The organism is Halomarina litorea (genome assembly GCF_024227715.1).
GTDB lineage: Archaea > Halobacteriota > Halobacteria > Halobacteriales > Haloarculaceae > Halomarina > Halomarina litorea.
Map to the genome: position 1 here is coordinate 2,727,252 of NZ_CP100448.1, position 18,149 is coordinate 2,745,400.

General features: G+C 66.8%; 22 protein-coding genes. 8 read left to right on the forward strand and 14 right to left on the reverse strand.

Annotation, left to right across the window (positions count from 1 at the left end):
* Window positions 1-93 precede the first annotated feature (93 nt).
* From NKG96_RS14985 to NKG96_RS14995, 3 genes are all read left to right on the forward strand, one after another.
* On the forward strand, window positions 94-1,362 hold the full coding sequence (locus NKG96_RS14985; protein WP_256558094.1) for an MFS transporter: 1,269 nt from the start codon (window positions 94-96) through the stop codon (window positions 1,360-1,362).
* Window positions 1,363-1,583: 221 nt separating this feature from the next.
* Window positions 1,584-1,760 (forward strand): hypothetical protein, encoded by a 177-nt coding sequence (locus NKG96_RS14990; RefSeq protein ID WP_254535960.1) that lies wholly within the window; start codon window positions 1,584-1,586, stop codon window positions 1,758-1,760.
* Window positions 1,761-1,845: 85 nt separating this feature from the next.
* Window positions 1,846-2,973, forward strand: coding sequence for a hypothetical protein (locus NKG96_RS14995; protein ID WP_254535961.1), 1,128 nt, complete (start codon window positions 1,846-1,848; stop codon window positions 2,971-2,973).
* Window positions 2,974-2,977: 4 nt separating this feature from the next.
* Here NKG96_RS14995 and NKG96_RS15000 read toward each other — a convergent pair whose 3' ends face one another.
* The 9 genes from NKG96_RS15000 to NKG96_RS15040 form a co-directional block, all read right to left on the reverse strand.
* Window positions 2,978-3,412 (reverse strand): type II toxin-antitoxin system VapC family toxin, encoded by a 435-nt coding sequence (locus NKG96_RS15000; protein WP_254535962.1) that lies wholly within the window; start codon window positions 3,410-3,412, stop codon window positions 2,978-2,980.
* A complete protein-coding gene (locus tag NKG96_RS15005) occupies window positions 3,412-3,606 on the reverse strand; it encodes a hypothetical protein (protein ID WP_254535963.1) in 195 nt (64 codons plus the stop codon). The genes NKG96_RS15000 and NKG96_RS15005 overlap by 1 nt, the downstream gene beginning before the upstream one ends.
* Before the next feature lie 62 nt (window positions 3,607-3,668).
* The gene (locus NKG96_RS15010) at window positions 3,669-4,610 is read right to left on the reverse strand and encodes an NAD-dependent epimerase/dehydratase family protein (RefSeq protein ID WP_254535964.1); all 942 of its coding nucleotides are present in this window, start codon (window positions 4,608-4,610) and stop codon (window positions 3,669-3,671) included.
* Window positions 4,611-4,614: 4 nt separating this feature from the next.
* Window positions 4,615-5,802, reverse strand: a complete 1,188-nt coding sequence (locus NKG96_RS15015; protein ID WP_254535965.1) for an NAD-dependent epimerase/dehydratase family protein — start codon at window positions 5,800-5,802, stop codon at window positions 4,615-4,617.
* 74 nt (window positions 5,803-5,876) lie between these two features.
* Complete coding sequence (locus NKG96_RS15020; RefSeq protein WP_254535966.1) at window positions 5,877-6,158, reverse strand: hypothetical protein; 282 nt, start codon at window positions 6,156-6,158, stop codon at window positions 5,877-5,879.
* On the reverse strand, window positions 6,155-6,340 hold the full coding sequence (locus NKG96_RS15025; protein WP_254535967.1) for a hypothetical protein: 186 nt from the start codon (window positions 6,338-6,340) through the stop codon (window positions 6,155-6,157). Before NKG96_RS15025 ends, NKG96_RS15020 begins: the two co-directional genes overlap by 4 nt.
* A 142-nt stretch (window positions 6,341-6,482) precedes the next feature.
* Window positions 6,483-7,100 carry an NAD(P)-dependent oxidoreductase gene (locus NKG96_RS15030; RefSeq protein WP_254535968.1) on the reverse strand — a complete coding sequence of 206 codons (618 nt, stop codon included), beginning with the start codon at window positions 7,098-7,100 and terminating at the stop codon, window positions 6,483-6,485.
* A 100-nt stretch (window positions 7,101-7,200) separates the two neighbouring features.
* Complete coding sequence (locus NKG96_RS15035) at window positions 7,201-7,722, reverse strand: hypothetical protein (protein ID WP_254535969.1); 522 nt, start codon at window positions 7,720-7,722, stop codon at window positions 7,201-7,203.
* A 150-nt stretch (window positions 7,723-7,872) separates the two neighbouring features.
* Window positions 7,873-8,136, reverse strand: a complete 264-nt coding sequence (locus tag NKG96_RS15040) for a Sec-independent protein translocase subunit TatA/TatB (RefSeq protein WP_254535970.1) — start codon at window positions 8,134-8,136, stop codon at window positions 7,873-7,875.
* A gap of 141 nt (window positions 8,137-8,277) precedes the next feature.
* Here NKG96_RS15040 and NKG96_RS15045 point away from each other — a divergent pair, with 141 nt between their 5' ends.
* A complete protein-coding gene (locus NKG96_RS15045) occupies window positions 8,278-8,517 on the forward strand; it encodes a DUF7120 family protein (RefSeq protein WP_254535971.1) in 240 nt (79 codons plus the stop codon).
* A gap of 49 nt (window positions 8,518-8,566) precedes the next feature.
* On the forward strand, window positions 8,567-9,556 hold the full coding sequence (locus NKG96_RS15050; protein ID WP_254535972.1) for an asparaginase: 990 nt from the start codon (window positions 8,567-8,569) through the stop codon (window positions 9,554-9,556).
* A gap of 27 nt (window positions 9,557-9,583) precedes the next feature.
* Here the strand turns inward: NKG96_RS15050 and NKG96_RS15055 are convergent, their stop codons facing one another.
* Window positions 9,584-10,162, reverse strand: a complete 579-nt coding sequence (locus tag NKG96_RS15055) for a hypothetical protein (protein ID WP_254535973.1) — start codon at window positions 10,160-10,162, stop codon at window positions 9,584-9,586.
* A gap of 123 nt (window positions 10,163-10,285) precedes the next feature.
* Here NKG96_RS15055 and NKG96_RS15060 point away from each other — a divergent pair, with 123 nt between their 5' ends.
* The gene (locus tag NKG96_RS15060; protein WP_254535974.1) at window positions 10,286-11,455 is read left to right on the forward strand and encodes an MFS transporter; all 1,170 of its coding nucleotides are present in this window, start codon (window positions 10,286-10,288) and stop codon (window positions 11,453-11,455) included.
* 31 nt (window positions 11,456-11,486) lie between these two features.
* Here the strand turns inward: NKG96_RS15060 and NKG96_RS15065 are convergent, their stop codons facing one another.
* The 3 genes from NKG96_RS15065 to NKG96_RS15075 all read right to left on the reverse strand — a co-directional run bounded on the left by NKG96_RS15065 (window position 11,487) and on the right by NKG96_RS15075 (window position 13,349).
* Entirely contained in the window at window positions 11,487-12,224 is a 738-nt protein-coding gene (locus NKG96_RS15065) for a sporulation protein (RefSeq protein WP_254535975.1), read from the reverse strand.
* An 89-nt stretch (window positions 12,225-12,313) separates the two neighbouring features.
* Window positions 12,314-12,826 carry a metal-dependent hydrolase gene (locus NKG96_RS15070; protein ID WP_254535976.1) on the reverse strand — a complete coding sequence of 171 codons (513 nt, stop codon included), beginning with the start codon at window positions 12,824-12,826 and terminating at the stop codon, window positions 12,314-12,316.
* Window positions 12,819-13,349, reverse strand: coding sequence for an OB-like fold-containing membrane protein (locus tag NKG96_RS15075; RefSeq protein ID WP_254535977.1), 531 nt, complete (start codon window positions 13,347-13,349; stop codon window positions 12,819-12,821). The genes NKG96_RS15070 and NKG96_RS15075 overlap by 8 nt, the downstream gene beginning before the upstream one ends.
* A gap of 500 nt (window positions 13,350-13,849) precedes the next feature.
* Between NKG96_RS15075 and NKG96_RS15080 the strand changes: the two genes are divergently transcribed.
* Both NKG96_RS15080 and NKG96_RS15085 read left to right on the forward strand, forming a co-directional pair.
* Window positions 13,850-15,334, forward strand: coding sequence for a lipopolysaccharide biosynthesis protein (locus tag NKG96_RS15080; RefSeq protein ID WP_254535978.1), 1,485 nt, complete (start codon window positions 13,850-13,852; stop codon window positions 15,332-15,334).
* Window positions 15,327-16,484, forward strand: coding sequence for a glycosyltransferase family 4 protein (locus tag NKG96_RS15085; RefSeq protein ID WP_254535979.1), 1,158 nt, complete (start codon window positions 15,327-15,329; stop codon window positions 16,482-16,484). Before NKG96_RS15080 ends, NKG96_RS15085 begins: the two co-directional genes overlap by 8 nt.
* On the opposite strand, the gene NKG96_RS15090 is transcribed toward NKG96_RS15085, so the two are convergent.
* Window positions 16,478-18,076 (reverse strand): O-antigen ligase family protein, encoded by a 1,599-nt coding sequence (locus tag NKG96_RS15090; RefSeq protein WP_254535980.1) that lies wholly within the window; start codon window positions 18,074-18,076, stop codon window positions 16,478-16,480. The genes NKG96_RS15085 and NKG96_RS15090 overlap by 7 nt on opposite strands.
* Between the last annotated feature and the right edge of the window lie 73 nt (window positions 18,077-18,149).

An 18,149-nucleotide genomic window follows, 5' to 3' on the forward strand; every position in this document is an offset into this window, starting at 1 on the left:
ATTCGACCGATATTTTCGGGAGAGATCCCTCGGGCGAGCGAGAGCGACGACGCGTCGGACAGGGTTTTCCCCTCGAAGTACCAACTGGAGACGATGACGGATACGACCGCTACGGACGCCCACACCGAGACCCGCGAGGGTCGGGCCGACCGCGCGGCCGCGCGCTCCGGCGACGACGCGGGCGCGCGCCGCCGGTTGGCCGCGGTCGTCTGGGCGGTCATGCTCGCGCAGGTGGTCCTCTACCCGAACGTCCCTCGACTCGTCCGGGTGCTCGGTGCGAGCGACAGCCTCGACGGCGGCACGTGGTTCCTCGCGAGCGAGTTCGCCGCGTTCGTCCTCTTCGCGGGCGTCTGGGGTTACACCTCGGACCGACTGGGCCGGCGCGTCCCCCTCATCGTCGCCGGGGCCGGCGGCGGCGCGGCGGGGTACGCCGCCATCGCCCTCGCGCCCGGACTGGGTCTCGGGTTCGGCGCCGTCCTCGTCCTCAGGGCGGTACAGGGCGCGGCCACCATCGGGGCGTTCTCGCTGGCGATGACGATGCTGACTGACCTCGGCGGCGGCCACGGGAAGAACATGGGCGCGGCGGGCATCGCCATCGGCCTCGGGACGGCGATGGGCGCACCCCTCGGTGGAGCGGTCGCCACCGTGGACCCGCTCGCGCCGCTGGCGCTCGCCGCCGCCCTCCTGCTCTGTAGCGGGGCCGTCGCGCTCACGACGCCCGACCGCGCCCCCTCGGGCGGGCGCGACCTCCGCGCGGCACTGGCCCGCCTCCAGCGCCGGCCGGCGCTTGGCATCCCCTACGCGTTCGGGTTCGTCGACCGCCTCACCGCGGGCTTCTTCGCCCTCGTCGGGACGCTGTACTTCCAGACGACGTTCGGTCTCGGCCCGGCGATGACGGGCGTGTTGCTCGCGTGTTTCTTCGTCCCGTTCGCCCTCCTCCAGTACCCGATGGGCCTGCTGTCGGACCGGGTCGGCCGGTTCCTCCCCGTCGTCGTCGGGTCGCTCTGTTACGGCTTCACCATCGTCGCCGTCGCCTTCGCGCCCTCGGTCCCCGTCGCGGCGCTCGCGATGGTCCTCGTCGGGGTGTGTGGCGCGCTCGTCTCCCCGGCGACGATGGCGCTCGTGACGGACCTCGCGCCCGCCGACGACCGGGGGAGCGCGATGGGCGGGTTCAACGTCTTCGGGAGCCTCGGCTTCCTCGCCGGGTTCCTCCTCGGCGGGTGGCTGACCGACGCCTACGGGTTCACGACGGCGTTCGTCGCCACCGGACTGCTGGAGGTGGGCATCGCGCTGGTCGCCTCACGCGCCGTGGCCCGGGTGAGCGGGCGCGTCCTCCCCGTGGGGCGCGCCCGCGCCGAGTGAGCCGACGCGTCCGACCGGTGACCCGGACCTAGACGAGTACTAGGGGACGGGAAATCCCTCTGTGGATTCCGCACCCTACCACGGACAGCGATCATCAGTCGTCACGTTATCGTAGCGACAACTTCGGAGGCGCTCACGAACCCGGTCGAAACGACGCCGTCCGGCACGTTTCCGGCCCGGCGCTGACGAGCCGCCTCGACTCACACCACAGCCACACGACCATGGACCCCCACACCCCGTCGGGGTCGCCCGACTACGGCACGGTGCGTGCGACCCTGCGCGACCTGAACGGGTCGTTCGACGAACTGGCCTGCCGGACGCTCGCCTGTCCGGGCACCCTCTCCGCGCGGGCGGGCCTCCTCGGCGGCGAGGAGTGTCGGCGGGGCGGCCCGTCCTGACCCGTCAGGACTCGCCGCCGTCGGACAGTCCCGGTGTCGGACGGGAGGCCACCAGCTATTCCCCGGCGTCCCGGGTATCGGGCCCATGGTCAGCCTCTCGTCGCTTCTCGTCGGCGCGGCGTCGACCGGGGTCTCGCTCCTGGCCGATGCCCCGGCCGGCCGGATGCCGGCGGGACACAACGGCCCCTGGAACGACGACGTCACCCCGCTTCGGAACACGGGCCACTGGTCGACGCTGTTCTTCGAGGCCTACGACCGGACGGGCGACGAACGCTACCGGGAGGCCGCCGTCGACTGCGTCGAGTACCTCTGTCGGGACGCGGCCCGCCCGGAAGGCTACACCTTCCACCACCGCGACGAACCCGGCAAGGACCGCTGTAACGGGCTGGTCGGGCAGGGGTGGTCGATCGAGGCGCTGGCGATCGCCGACCGCTACCTCGACTCCGACACCCCCCGAGCGGTCGCCGAGGAAGTGTTCTGTCTCCACCCCGTCGACGCGGAGACGGGCCTCTGGCGGACGGTCGAGGTGGACGGCACCGTCGGGTCGTCGTTCGGCATCGTCAACCAACAGCTCTGGTTCGCGGCCGCGGGGTCGCTGCTCTGTCGCGACGGCGGCGCGCCCGAGGTACGCCGGCGGGTCTCGCGGTTCCTGGACGGCCTCTCGGACCTCGTCCGGACCTACCACGGCGGCCTCGTCTACCACGGCGGGTACCCCTACGGCGACGCGCAGTTTCTCGGCCAGCGCGTCGGGTCGCGCCTGTGGGGGAACGCCGACCGCCTCGAGGTGCTCGCGCGGGGCTACCACTCGTTCAACCTCTACGCGCTGGCGATACTGAAGCGGTCGTTCCCGGACCACCCGGTCTGGTCGTCGGACCTCGTCGAGACGCTCCTCGCGCCCGTCGAGAGCGTCCCGTACCGGAACGGGGTGGCCGACAACGTCTACGCCTTCGGCTACAACCCCACCGGCTTCGAGGTGGCGTTCGCACTGGAGGTGTTCCGCGACGAGACCGACACCTTCTGGGTGGACGAGCAGTTCCGCCGGTGTTACGACCCGGCGACGGGCCTGCTCTCGGAGGGGTGGGACCCCGAGACGCTCTCGGCGCGCCTCTATCAGGCGACGCGACTCGCGGACCGCGAGGTGTCGCTCGCGGGCAGTGGGGCGACGGGAGACGCGGGGAGCGGGCGGGCCGCCCGCCTATTCGGCCGACGTTGACGCGTTACGGGACGACAGTCTCTATTCCGTGGTTCGCAGCGACGGCGACCAGTTCGCGGTCCGCACAGACGAACTGGAGGTCTTCGACACTCTCCGCGAGGTCGAGAGCCGTGGCGAGTTGCAGGCTATCGAGCGTCCTGAGGTCGTCGACCAGGACGAGGTCGAGCGACCGTTCCTGTGGGACGTCGGCGAGCGGGACGATGACGAACTCGTCGAGCGCTTCGGCGAAGAACGCACCCACGAGTCCCTCCATCTCCACCTCGGTGAGCTCCCCCCGGTTGTGTTTCCTCCGGAAGGCGGAGGCGGCTTCGACGACGGACAGCGAGGAGATGACGACGTGGTTCCTCTCGGCGTCGAGGATTCGGTCTATCGTCTCGGTCCCCGGTTCCTCGTGGTAGCGCTTCACCAGCGCCGACGTATCGAGGAAGTACTCGCCCATTACACCCGCTCGTCGCGGTCCTCGATGACGACGTCTGCGAGCGACGTGTCGTCCGCGGTGGCCGTGCGGAGCGCTTTCACGTCACCTCCCCCATGCGCGTCGACGAATTCCCGCATCCGCGTTCGGAGGCCCGCGGTACCGGCTTTCCGCCGCAGGTGTTCGCCGAGGAACTCGATGTCGTCGGAACGACTCATACCCGTAGTTCGTCCGTCCTCGCTGATAAGGGTTCGTCGCGGGGAGCGGGCGGGCCGCCCGCCTATTCGGCCGACGCTGATGGGCGGAACGCGCTCGCGAGGTCGCGGACGCCCTCGCGGAGCGTCCACTCCGTCTCGTAGCCCGTCTCCGCGATGCGGTCGAAGTTGACGTGGTAGGAGGGGCCGGGGTGTTCGTCCTCGAGGTAGGTCACGTCGACGGGCGCGACCTCCTCGCTGACGAGTTCCGCGATATCGGCTATCTGGAAGTTGCCCTCGTTGGAGCCGACGTTGTAGACGACGCGGTCCCAGTCGTCGGGCGCGAGGGCGGCGTGGGCGTACGCGCGCGCCGCGTCTTTCACGTGGATGAACGGCCGCCAGTTCGACCCGTCGCCGTAGACGGTGAGCGCGCGGTCGGTCAGCGCGCGGAAGACGAACGTGTTGACGACGAGGTTGAACCGGACGCCGGGTGCGTCGCCGTAGTTCGTCGCCATCCGCAGGGCGGTGCCGTCGAAGCCGTACTCCTCCATCGCCTCGCGCAGGAGACCCTCGCCCTCGAACTTCGTCTCGGCGTAGGGGTTGATGGGGTCGGGGTCGACCGTCTCGTCTAAGTCCGTACTCGCCGCCCGCCCGTAGAGGTTACACGAGGAGGCGAAGACCACGTTGTCGACGCCCAGTTTCCCCGCGGCGGTGAGGACGTTCTCGGTGCCGTCGTGGTTGATGTCGAACGTCTCCTCGCGCCGGTCGTGCGTGCTCGACGCGCCCGTGACGGCCGCGAGGTGGACCACGGTGTCGCTCTCGCGCATCGCGCTCTCGACGTCGCCGTACTCGCGAACGTCGCCGCGGCGGAAGTCCACCGTCTCCGTGAGCGACCCCTTGAGCGACCGGGGAGAGCCGAGCGAGAGGTCGTCCATGACCGTGACCCGGTCGACCCGGTCGTCGCGGTCAAGCAGGGGGACGAGTTCGCTCCCGATGTAGCCCAGCCCACCGGTGACGAGGACCTCCATGGGATTACTCCGCGTCCCCGTCCTCGTCCTCGAGGGCGTCGGGGAGGAAGCGGTCCTCGTGGGCGACGATAGTGTCGCGGTAGCGATTGAGCACCTGCATCACGTCGTGCATGCCGGACTCGAAGTCCTGGCGCTGCTCGCCGATGAGGTCCATGTACCGCTGGTTCTCGATCTCCATCTGGTGGGTCTCGTCCTCGTCGCGGGGGTTCTCGACGTGCGCGACTTCGACGTCCATGTCGAACTCGTCGCCCACGTCGGCGATGGTCTCGGCGATGTCGACGATGGCGACGGGTCTGGTGACCTGGTTGTAGACGACGTGGTCGGCGGGGCGGTCGTCGACGTCGTCGACGGCGAGGCGCGCGAGACCCTCGACGGCGTCTTCCAGCGAGATGAACGGCTTCCGCTGTTCGCCCTTGCCGTAGACGGTGAGCGGATAGCCCGCGACGGCCTGCGCCGCGAAGCGGTGGGCGACGACGCCGAAGTAGTAGTCGAAGTCGAAGCGCGTCTTCAGGCGGTCGTCGGCGCGCGTCTCCTCGGTCTCCGCGCCGTAGGTGATGGCCGTCCGCACGTCCGAGACCGGGATGTCGAACTGCGTGTTGGCCAGCCGGAGGTTCGCCGCGTCGTGGCTCTTCGTCATGTGGTACCACGACCCCGCCATCGCCGGGTAGGGGACGGGGCTCTCCTTGCCCTCGTGGTACATCGTCGCGCCGCCCTCGGGGATGGGGAACGCGGGCGCGCCGTAGATGCCGGTGGTGGTGGTCTCGATGAGATGCGTGTCCGCGAGGTCGTTCTCCGCGAGGCCGAACGCGAGGTTGCGCGTGGCCTGCATGTTGTTGTGCTGCGTGAAGTTCGCGCGCTCGCCGTTGATCTGCGAGTAGGGGGCACTCGGCTGGGCGGCGGTGTGGACGATAGCGCGCGGTTCGTGGACGCGGAGGATCTGGTCGACGAACGCGCGGTCGACCAGGTCGCCGTAGACAAAGGAGAGGTTGCGCAGGCCGTGGACCTCCTCCGCGGCCTCGATGCGGCGTTCCATCTCCGCGACGGGCGTGGCGCTGGTCGAGCCGACGCCGGCGACCCAGTCGCGGCGGCCGAAGTTGTCCACGAGAACGACGCGTTCGTCGGTGCGGTCCGCGATTCGAAGGGCCGTCGGCCACCCGATGTAGCCGTCGGCGCCGGTGACGAGGATGCTCATAGTTACTCGGTTAGCGAGTAACTACGCGAGTGGTAAATAGATTGCCATCGCGGCGGAGCCGGGGGGTCCCGCCGTCAGTCCGCGCGGACGACGCGAATCGGCTCGTCGGCGAGCTGCCCGCGGAGGCTGTCGTGGTCGACCCAGAGGTGCTGGCCGTCGGGCATGCGCACCCGGAGCGCGCGGGCCGTCGCGCCGACGACGCGCCAGACCTGCCCGTCGTCGTGTTCCAGTCGGTCGCCGCAGACGAGCGAGGCAAGGTCCGGAGCGCGCGGGCCCGCGGGTCGCTCGCCCGCCCGCCGCCCGCCGCGTGGCTCCCGGGCCGTCCGGTCCGGTGCCGCGAGGGCCTGATGGATCATCGCGCCCCCTGGGCGGCGATCGCACACGCCGTGAGGCCGTCGGCCAGCGAGTCGACGCGGTGGGAGAGTTCGGTCGCGTCGTCGGCGGTCAGTCGACCCTGGAACCGGAGGTCGTCGATGACGGCTTCGAGGGTCGCGATTCGCGTGTCGATGGTCGAGAGCGGCGTGTCGGCGTCGGTCATGGGCGTACAGGTGCACCGACACGTCCCCGCCCCATCCCGGTTGCAGCTAGTAGGCGAAGGGTCGGCCCGTCGAGTGGCTAGATGAATTGCGAAGCGTCGGACCGCGTGTCTATCTCGAATTTCCGAACCTCGGCCGGGGCGCTCACCCGGCGACGGTGACGACCTGGTGGCGGTAGGCGTCGGCGTCGAGGTGGTCGACGACGAACCGCGCGAGGTCGGCCCGCGAGAGCGACCCGCTCTCGGCGTCCTCGTCGATCTCCACGCGGTAGTCGCCCGTCGCCGGCCCGTCGGTCAGTCCCGTCGGCCGGACGATGGTCCAGTCGGCCGTGCTCGCCCGCACGAGGGCCTCCTGGTCGTCCTCGGTCGCCGCGCGCTCGTGGTTCCCGACGAGGTTCGTGAGGCGCGCGCGGAGACCGGGCTTCTCGGCGGTCCCGTTGGGGGCGGTGACGACGACGATGCGCGAGGTCTGGAACCGCGAGAGCACGTCGAGGACGTTCTCCATCGCGTCCCCGAGGTCCGTCCCCGGCAACTGGTCGAGCGGTTCGTCGAACGCCGTACAGACCGCGTCCGCCCCCCGGATGGCCGTCTCGACCGTCGGGATGTCGAAGACGTCGCCCTCCAGCACCCGCAGTCGCTCGGCGTCGAGGGGGAACTCCTGGGGTTCCTGGGCGAGGACGGTCACGGCGTGGCCGGCGTCGAGGGCGGCCTCGGCGATGGCCCGCCCCGTCGCCGTGGTCGCACCGAAGACAGTGACCTTCATGTCAGTGGTGAGGCGGCGGAGCCGCTTATCCACTCTGGCTTCCGGCCGCGTCGCTCGCGAGTGAAACGAAAGGTATCCGCGACGCGCCGCGAGCGACGACCTACTCGCGGAACTGGTTCTGGACGGCGACGACCGCCCGCTGGAAGACCGAGGTGGACTCGCCGGACCGCTGTTCGGCGGCGCGGCCAGACCGGGACGGGGCGGTACGCGTCGTCGCGTCCGCGTCGCCCGCCGGGCCGGGCGTCGGCGCGGCGAGCGTCGCCGCCGTCTCGGTCTCCTCGGAGTCGGCGGCCCCGGAGGCCGGCGTCCGGTGGAGGTCCTCGACGATGGCGTCGTGGTGACACCCGGAGTCGAAGGTGAACCCCGCCATCACCTCGTCCGGGTCGCGCAGTCGGTAGGTGCCGCGGCGTTCGACGGCCGCGTCGACATCGCCCCGGTCGCTCGGGTCGAACACCCCGTCGAGCGCGTGCTCGCCGACGAAGGTGCGCGTCTCGACGCGCACCCGACCGTCGACCACCGACACCTGCGGCGACTCCTTCCGGAGCACCTCGGTCGCCAGTGTCACTACCAGTTCGTGTTTCCCCGCCGTCCGGAGTTCCCGGAGGCGCTCGGCCACTCCCATGGGTACAATATCTATCCAGAGATATTTCAAACCTTGTACTATTCACACCTTACGTCATCCCGTGTGCTAGAATATCAGGTGGAGAGGGGTGTCACGGGGCGGGGTCGCAGGTGGTTCGGTCGCGGGCGGGGTCGGTCGCGGTCGGTTCGGTCAGTTGGTCGCGGATTCGCGGGCGGCCGAGGCGGCCCCTTCGTCGTCGGGGGCGTCGTCAGTCGGGGAGGCGGACTCGCGCATCGCGTCGAGTTCACGGTCGACCTCCTCGCGTCCTTTCTTGAACTCGCCCATCGCCTGCCCGCTGGAGCGGGCGAGCTTCGGGAGTTTGTTCGCCCCGAACAGGAGGACGACGACGAGCAGGACGACGAACATCTCGATTCCACCGGGCATGCCGGGGAACAGCGGTACGGGCTGGTACATCCTGTCTTGACGGACGGCGCTCCCCAGTAAGGCCGTAGTGGGTATACAGCGAATCGCGGGCCGCGCGGTGGGCTACACACGTCGGGTGGGGGGCCTGCCGCAACCACGACGTTCATCCCGCTGGGTTCCTCAACGTCGGCCATGCCAAGCATGGAGGTGTCGCTTCCGGACCGCATCGACAGCCAGATTCAGCGCCTCGTCGAGCAGGGCGACTTCCTGAACCGCGAGCAGGCCTACGAGGAACTCGTCTCGATGGGTATCTCGGCGTACACGACGACCGAGGACACCCCCGACGAGATGGCCGACGACCTGTTCTCGCAGGCCGTCGACGACCAGCAAGACCCCGCCGCCCGGACCGACCTCGACGACGGCGGCTACTGAATCCCGTCCCGACCCGAGGGTTCATCCCCCGCCGACGAGCGTGACCGGTATGACCGCATCCGTGACGGTGCTGACCACCGGCGGGACTATCGCGAGCACCGGGAGCGAACGCGGCGCGGTGCCGAGCGAGGACGGCGCCGCCCTCCTCGCGGCCGTCCCCGGCGTCCATGACCACGTCGACGTGACGGTCCGCGACGTCCTGCGGCGACCGAGTTTCGCCCTCTCGCTGGACGACGTGGCGAGCGTCGTCGACGCCGTCCGCGAGGCCGTCGAAGGGGGTGCCGACGGCGTCGTCGTCACCCACGGCACCGACACGATGGAGGAGACCGCCTACCTCCTCGACCTCGTCTGCTCGCTCGACGCGCCCGTCGTCCTCACGGGGGCACAGCGGCGGCCCGACGAACTCGGCGCCGACGGGCCGAGCAACCTCCTGACGGCCGTCCGGGCGGCGAGCCACGACCGCCTGCGGGGGGCGAGCGGCGTCTACGTCGCCTTCGACGAGGCACTCCACGCCGCACGCGACGTGACGAAAGGGCACACCAGCGCGCTCTCGGCGTTCGTCTCGCCCGAGTCGGGCCCGGTCGCCCGCGTCGAACGCGACGGCGTCAGGTTCCACCGCGAACCCGGGAGTCGCTCGGTGAGCGTCCCCGCCGTCCCCACCGACGTCGCCGTCGCGACGGTCACGTCGGGCCTTGGCGCGAGCGCGCGCAGGGTCGAACACGCGCTCGCGGACGGCGTCGACGGCATCGTCGTGGAGGGGACGGGTCTCGGCAACGTCACTCCGCGCGTGGGCGACGCCGTCGGCGAGGCCGTCGACCGCGGCGTGCCCGTCGTCGTCACCTCGCGCTGTCGCGCCGGGCGCGTCGCACCCGTCTACGGGACGCCCGGCGGCGGCGAGACGCTGGCCCGCCGCGGCGTCGTCGGCGGCGGGGACCTCCCCGCGTGGAAGGCGCGGCTGAAGCTCACGTGCGTGCTCGCGGCGCTCGGCGACGACGCGACGGTCGAGTCCGTCCGCGACGCGTTCGAAGAAGGAATCTGACGCGACCGACCCGACCGGTGGTGGTCGCTACTGGGCGCGCTCGTCGATGGAGATGTCGGCACCCGCCGTCTGCTCGTCGTCCTGCCCGGACGTCCCCCGGCGGAAGCGACGCGCGCGACGGACGCCGTAGGCGACGGCGGCGAGCATCCCGAGGACGCTCGCGGTCCGCCCGACGCGCCGGCCCGTCCGCTTGGCCGAGCGGACCTTCTCGCGGACCGCGGTCGTCCGCCGGCGCTCCACCGTGGCGATCAGTTGGCGGCCCTGGTCGGTTTCGGTCGTCTCGAGGTCCGCGATGGTCTCGCCGCGGCGGCGGTCGATGTCGAACGCCTCGGCGAGCGCCTCCGTGGCCCGCTCGAAGGAGACGGCGCGCTTCCCCTCGCGCGCGTCCCGCTCCGACTCCTCGGGCTGTTCCTCCCGGGCCGCTCGCTCCTCCCGGTCCTCCCGGCCCTGTCGGGTCTTCCACCCCTTTCGACGCGCTCGACGGCCCGTCTCCTCCTCTGTCGACCGCCCGTCTGTCGACGACTCGCGTTCCTGTTCGCGCTCGTCCTCGTCGGTCGCCGTCTCCTCGACCCGTGTCTCGTCGGTGGTTTTCGTGGACTTCCGCATACGTGACCTCAGCTGTCCGACGGGATTAAGAATTGTGGCTGCACGGGACAGGTAGCGCGCGAGTCGAGTGGCAAGCGACCCCGGTTTCGAAACCCGCTTGCACCTCGTCGGCGAACCTCCGGTGTGAAGTGGCGGTACGCCAACACGGTCCTCGCTCTCTGTACGCTCGCGTTCTTCGCGACGATGGTCGCCCGACTCGTCATCAGTCCCGTCGTCCCCGACATCGGGGAGGCGTTCTCCGTCTCCACGAGCGCCGTCGGCCTCGCGCTGACGGGGATGTGGGCCGCCTACGCGCTGACGCAGTTCCCGAGCGGGCTGTTGGGCGACCGCTTCGGCGAGCGCAGAGTCATCCTCACGGCCGTCGGGGGAACCGTCGTCACGAGCGCCCTGCTCACCGTCGTCCCCTCCTACGCGCTGTTCGTCGTCGCAACGGTCTGTCTCGGCGCGGCGGCGGGCCTCCACTACAGCGTCGCCACCTCCCTGCTCACGCGCCAGTTCGCGGACATCGGGCGGGCCATCGGCATCCACGTCGCCGGCGGCCCCCTCGCCGGACTGCTCGCGCCCGTCGCCGCCGCCCTCGTCGGCGCGCGCTACGGGTGGCGCTGGGCGCTCGCGCTCGGCGTGGCGGCGGCGATTCCGGTGTTCGCCCTCTTCGCGCGCTACGTCGAGCCGACACCGCCGCGCCTGCCCGACCGCCCGATGCGCGACCGGATGGAGCTCCGCCCGCTCGCGGAACTGCTCTCGCGCCCCCAGATCGCGTACACGACCGGACTGGCGGTGCTCGGCGCGTTCACGTGGCAGGCCACCGCGTCGTTCCTCCCGGCGTTCCTAGAGCAGGGACGCGACCTGCCCCAGACGACCGCGGGACTGTTGTTCTCGCTCTACTTCGTCGTCCACGGCCTCACGCAACCCGTGATGGGGTCCATCTCCGACCGCTATCCGCGTGACCTGACGGTGGCGGGGACGATGGGCGTGGGTATCGTCGGGTACGGCCTGCTGGTGGTCGGGCGGGCGGTGCCGGTGCTCGTCGTCGGCGTCGTCCTCGCGGGGCTGGCGATGAGCTGGGGCGCGCCGCTCCAGTCGCGGTTCATGGACCTCCTGGGCGACTCGGAGCGCGGGGCCGGCTTCGGCCTCGTCCGGACGGTGTACATGACATTGGGGGCGTCGGGGAGCGTCGTCGTGGGCGTCGTCTCGGACCTCGCGGGGTGGACGACGGCGTTCGCGCTACTGGCGGGGCTGATGGTCGTGGGCTTCGCCTCCATCTCCGGGGTTGCGCTGCTGAGCGGGCAGTGAGTCCGTCGGCGAAAAATCGCCCGCGACCGACTCAGGCGTACTGCCCGATGAGCGACTCCAGTTCGTCACGGACCCGCGAGACGTCCGTCGAGGTGATAGTGGTCTGGACCCTGCTCTCGTCGGTCTCCGCGAGTTCGCTGAGCAGGCCGCCGCGTCGGTCGACCTCGACGAACAGGACGAGTTCGTCCGGGCCGGGGCGGGCGACGAGTTCGATCTCGTCGAGCGTGCCGCGGAACCGCCCCGAGGTGGGGCGGAACTCGAACTCCTGGACGAACCGGCGACCCGTCGTGTACCGGCCGTAGGGGTCGGCCTCGCACTCGGCGCTCTTGATGGTGAAGCCGAGTTCCTCCATCGCGTCGAAGACGGCCTGGAGGCGGGGGGTGGGTCGGACGTCGAGGTAGTCCTTGTCCTCGGGGTCGACCGCGAGGTCGATGTCGAGTTCCGTCTCCACCCAGACCGAGACGTTGCCGACCGTCACCGGCGTCTCGTAGGGGACGTCGATGGTGACCGAGCGGGTCTCCTCCTGTCCGGGTTCGATGGTGAGGCCCTCGGCGATGGTGAACCGGTCGATATCGACCTCACGGTGGCCGTCCTCGGTCAGGAAGCGCGTCTCCAGTTCGAGGCGGATGGCACCCACCTCCTGGGCCGCGTTCCCGCCGGTGATGTGGACCTCCGCGTCGACCGACTCGCCGGGGCGGACGGTCTCGGAGGGGAGGACTGTGTCGACGGTGGCGTTACCGATACCGATGCTCGCGAGGATCTTCTTCATGGTTCGTCCGGAGTGTTCGCCAACGGACACATATAGTTAGTGGAGGGAGAATCCACCACGGTCGGGAATCGTGTGACTCGGGTCGACCGTCAGTGCAGTCTACCCCTGTCGGGGAGACCGCCCGGCCTGCGAACCAGCGCCCAGACGCAGAGCGCGACGACGCCGGTCGCGACCGCCGGCCAGTAGTCCGTACTCAGGTACAGCCCCGGCGTCGGTGGGTGGTACTGCGTGATCGGCCAGAACACGGGGTAGGAGACGCTCGCCGCCTTCGCGAGGAACGCGTCGGCGACCAGGTGCGAGGCGGCACCGAGCGAGAGGAGCGACCCGACCCGCGCGCGTTCCTCGCTCGCGACGAGGACGACGCCGACGAGGACGGCGACGGCCGCCCCCCCGAGCGTGTGGAGGCCGAACCAGTCGAACGGGACGCCGAGGGCGCTCCCCACGGTGGCCCCCTCGACGAGGAGGTCCGCCTTCGCGAGGTCCGGGACGAACGCCCCCGCCATCCCGACGGTGACGTACCGCGGCGCGAGCCAGTCGTACCGGAGCGCGAGGAGGGTACACAGCGAGTAGGCGATGAGGGCGTGCGAGAGCAGGTCAGGCATCGCGACCCTCCGTATCGGGGCAGGACAGGTCGTCCCGGGGTCGGACGGCGAGCGTGGACCACTCGACGGTCCACCCGCGGGCGAGGCGAGCGAGCACCCAGCACCCCGCGACGAAGGAGACGAGGTAGGTGTACAGGAAGTTCCGGTCGGGAACGGCCACGGCGTCGGTGGCGTCGATGGTTCGGTCCGGGCGGACGGTGCCGAACACCTGCAGGTGGTCGCCGGTCGCGGTGGGTGTTTCGAGGTCTCTGACGGTCAGTCTGAGGTCGCCGGTCCGGTAGCCGTCCCCGGTGTACGCCTCGTACTCGGCGACGAGGACGACCGGGTCCGTGGCGACGACCGTTCCGGAGACCTGCGCGGGATCGCCGACGTGGGTGGGGTAGTCCGCCCCGAGGTCGTCTTCCGTGGGGTACGCGCCCAGTTCGGGGGCTGGCTGGAGTGCGCCGAACCAGATGGTGAGGGCGGCGAGCGTAGAGCAGAGGACCGCGAGGGCGAGGAGTCGGGGGCCTCGAGAGGTGAGCATGTTCGATTCACTCCGGCGACGGGGCTTAACGGCTCGTGTCTCGGGCGGGCGACAGCGGAACCGGCGGCATCGGTCGATGACCTTCATCCCGAGGAGGAGGGCGGTGCTGTTCGAGACGCCGGCAGCGTGGTCGGTACCGCAGATGTCGGCGAAGTTGGCTCCGAACGGCTCAGGTGAATCACTAGACGGTGTCGGATTCGTCCGTTAGTTCAAAGGAGTTGAAGCGGAAGATTGTCGATGATCCATGTACCGAGAATTTGTGAACTCGTCGTGAAATGTGTCGTTCACAACATCAAGCGTGCCGCGACACCGTGAAATCAACCGCAGTATGGCGATTCACCAGAGCCCTTCGAACTGGTTGAGGACAGGTCCCTCATGGACCGACGGCAGTTTGTGGCACACGCGTCTGTCCGGCCGACATTGGAAGCGCGCGTGACGATGGTTTGTATCAGCGATGATAGTCACAACCCTCATCACGAATGTGTTTGGATAAGGTAGTAGTGAAAAACGATCGGGAGTCAGAGGCCAATGGTATCCAGAGGCAGTTCGGTCGCGATTTCGGTCGATATCTCCTCTCAACAATCCTGCCCGCCGCGCTCGGGATATCGACTATTGTCGTTCTGACACGGTCGTTTGCGCCAACTGATTATGGGCACTATTCGTTGACAATGGTCGCTGTGACCGTCACCACAACGGTGATGACGGGATGGCTGAGTCAGTCCGTCCTCCGTCTGGAACCAGAGGTTGACAACGAGGCATTGTTATCAACTGTTTGGATTGCACTCAGTACAATCGTCGTCCTCCTCGCTGGGGCGAGCATTGCAGTTGGTATCCTAGCATACGGTGACCTTGGACCGTTTCGTCCCTATTTTGTCGCGGGGGCACTATTCGTCGCTGCCGAGTCCTTGTTCGTCGTCGTCCAAGCACTCCTGCAGGCGAGACTTCAGTCTGGCATCGTTGCCACGATCAAGGTTGTGAGAGCAGTTGGTCGGTTCGTTCTTGGAGTCGGCGTCGCGCTCGCCATCACGAACCACCTGTCCGGTTGGTTCTTCGGCGCGGCTGTCGCAACAGGCGTGACAGCCTTTTCGGCTGTCCCAATAGCCCGACTGATACCGAGCCAGATTCAATTTGACGGAAGAGTCCTGCAACGGATGGCGACTTTTGGTCTGCCGATGATCGGGTGGCTCCTGGGTATGAACGTGCTGAACTTCATTGATCAAATCCTCATCCAAGCCCTCTTGGGGAGCAGGTCGGTCGGCATCTACGCGTCGAACTACTCGCTGGCAAACAAGGCTCTACCCCTTATTTTTGCTCCGATTGTTCAGGCAGCACATCCGATAGTTATGAATATCTGGGACGGCGGCAACCACGAACGAGTCCGCCAGACCGTGACGCAGCTAACCCGCTATTATCTTCTTTTCGGAGCACCAATAACAACGCTGGTGGCACTCTACGGCGAACCGATGAGCTCTCTTGTGCTCAGCCAACAGTACGAGGTCGGATACCTTGTCATCCCTTTTGTCGCAGTCAGTGTTTTCATCTGGAACTTGGCGATGTTCGTCCATAAAGGGCTTGAGGTAACCGATAAGACGCATCTAATGTTAGCGGGTGTCGTTTTTGCATCGGTCATAAACGTCGCTCTCAACATAGTACTTATCCGGGAGTACGGCTACCTCGGTGCCAGTATAGCGACGTTCCTCAGCTTTGCCGGATACCTCCTGTTCGTACTTGTCATTGTCGAGTGGGTGCTCCCGTGGCGCCCTCCTCTTCGGACGGGTCGGAATATTCTTATCGGGCTTCTGCCAACCACTCTGACGGTGCTTACGACGTACACCCTGCTGGGCCGCACGCCTCTTGCGATGTTCGTGTCGCTCGTTCCGAGTTTGTTACTGTACTTCGTCACTCTACACCTACTCAACGAATTCGATCCTCAAGAGTTGGAGCAGATCCGAGAAACACTCATCCGGGGGGTACATCGTGAGTAACATCGCGCTCTACCACCCCGTCATGGGAACCGGGGGTGGGGAGGCAGTGCTGATGAACGTGCTTGAGGTTTTGGAGAACGACCATGAAATCACTCTGTTCACACTCTCCGATGTGGACTTTGACAGATTAAATGAGTACTTTGGGACGACAGCGAATGGGGTTCCTGTTCGGCGCTTCGACGGGCCCGGTGATGCGCTCCGGCGGTCGCACCGATGGACCCAAGCGGTGTCCCCCAGAGGACTTGGACGGCTCCACGCGTGCCTCTTCGCGCGGCTAGTGCGGACAGTTGACGACGACTACGACCTCGTTGTCAGCACATTCGGCGAATTCGATTTCGATTGTCCTTCGATCCAGTACATTCACTATCCAATGTTCGGCCGACATCTGATTCCTGCCGACATTGAGCGGCGCGGCACTGCTCGCGTCGTCTACGACTATCTCTGTGATGCCGTCGCCGGTCAGTTGTTCCGGCACACTACGTCGGGGACGCTCCTCGCAAACTCCGACTGGACGGCCAGAATCACAGAAGGGATCTACGGTCGGAGACCGCGGACACTCTACCCGCCCGTCGACACACGAGAATTCGATCCGGTCCCTTGGTCGGAACGCGCTGACGGAATCGTCGCTATCGGCCGCGTTGATCCGAGCAAGCGCGTCGAGACGCTTATCGACATCACGGAGGGGCTTTGGCAGCGCGGCCACGACCTGCCGCTATACATCGTCGGTCCAATCGGCGAGGGGAGGTATTCACGGGAAATCCGGAGACGGGCGGAGACGACGGCAGGTGTCCATCTCGTGGGGGCCGTCTCTCGGCAGGAGCTCATAAAGTATGTCTGCTCATATCGTTATGGACTCCACGGGATGCGATACGAACACTTCGGCATCGCCGTGGCCGAACTCGTCGCCGGCGGTGCGCTCCCATTCATCCATGACAGCGGTGGGCAGTGCGAGATAGTAGACGAGTCGGCTCTTCGATACCGATCGGTAGACGACGCTATTCGGAAGATCGAAGCAGTTCATACCAACTCCGACAAACAACGGGATATCATCGAAAACTTGCCCGATATCGAGAGCAGATTCGGCCGGTCCCGGTTTAAACGGGTATTCCGACGGACTGTCGAGACAGTGCTAGACAGTGCAAGTCAGTGAGTGACTCGGGAATATTCACCAACAATTGCCCCGGCGAGAATCCATAGTGGGAAGAAACCAGTCCCGGAGTACAGTTGAAGAATGTCCCAGAACCCGAACGCAAGGGTGCCTACAATGCCCGCGACTGTTGCCGCAACGAGAGATCGGTCGGTCGCCGGAGTTCGCAGGAGGCGCACGCCGTACACTAAAACGAGCGCGAGCGTGCCGACGTACAGAAGGAATCCAACGAGTCCCGTCTCTGCGAGGAGCGCGACGTAGATGTTGTGAATTGGAAGTGGTAAACGCTCGCCGGGACGAGGTGTGATTCCGTACTGTTCAGCCATTAGAACGTAGTTCATCCCACCAATACCGACCAATGGGTTGCGAACGAACAGTTCGATACCGACAAGGTACTGCTGTAGTCTAATGCCGATATTTGAGAGGTCGAACAGTGGGACAGAACTCGAGGTGAGCCACTCAAGGAGCTCTTCGACCGCCGTTGGGTCTTCTACCGCTGATTTAGCCGGTGTCGTTCCCTCCTGAGAGTGGTTGGCCGACGGTTTAGCGTTCGACGACTCGGTCACGTCGCTGCGTGCCGAGGATTCCCCGGCTGCCGACGAGGGGTAGAGGACCACCAATGGACCAAGAATAGCCGGGAAAATCTGGAGGGCGCTTCCGGTCCACTTGTCGGACTGCGAGCGAAAGATCGAGATAGCCCGGCGACGGTACGTGTACAAAAGCAGACTACACAGACATACAATTGCAACCAGTAGTCCACCACGACCTGCATCAGTCGTTGTCGCCCTGACGACACCAAACGAGACGACTGCCCAGAGGGAAATCAGGGGACGGGCCCGACCAGCGCGAGCGACGAAGACGAGTAGTATCGGGATGGTCAGGACGAGGAGATTTGCCAAGTTGAAAGACATCGCTGTGAATCCGCTAACGAACGTCCCCATCGCGACGTCGCCGAACGGAAACGAGGCGGTCGCAACAACGATGTCTGCCCCTTCACCCAGCCGGTGCAACCCAAACGCACCCTGATTGAACATCTGAGCAACGGCGACGGCAGTGTGTCCGGCCACTGCGACGACCATCATTGCTACAAGCGAACAGAACTCGATATACCCCGTTCTGATAATATGCTGGACGAGAACGAACACAACGAGACCGAGCCCCATGAACATGCTGTACTGGAGCGCGATAGTTGATTTCGGACCACCGCCAAATAGTGCCGAAACGATCGACCACCCAACAAATGCGGCAAGTGACAGCGTCGGAAGCGAATGCTCGAAGGACTCCTGTCGCCAGACGAGTACTGTCCCGAGTGCCAAGATAGCTCCGTAAACGAGGAGAATATCGCCGATGACGTGGCCAGGGTAGTCCGTTGCCCCTGGCAAAATCGGGACATCCGCGCCCATCGTTGAGAGTACGACGAGGGCGGCGAGGCTTCCTTCGAGGAATCGTCGCTTGTAGAGGACGATAGCGATATAGGGTACTGCTCCGATTCCGAGACCAATTAAGAGAGGGAGCGGAATCGCGTCATTCGTCGCAAGAAGACTGCCGACAATCGGGGCGAGAAATAGGAGCGTACAGACGAGAGTAGCTGTCAAATCAAGGCCTCGGTAGCCCGCGAGTTTGCCCCAAAATCGCCCAACAGTTGTGGATTTCATGTAGCTACACTCA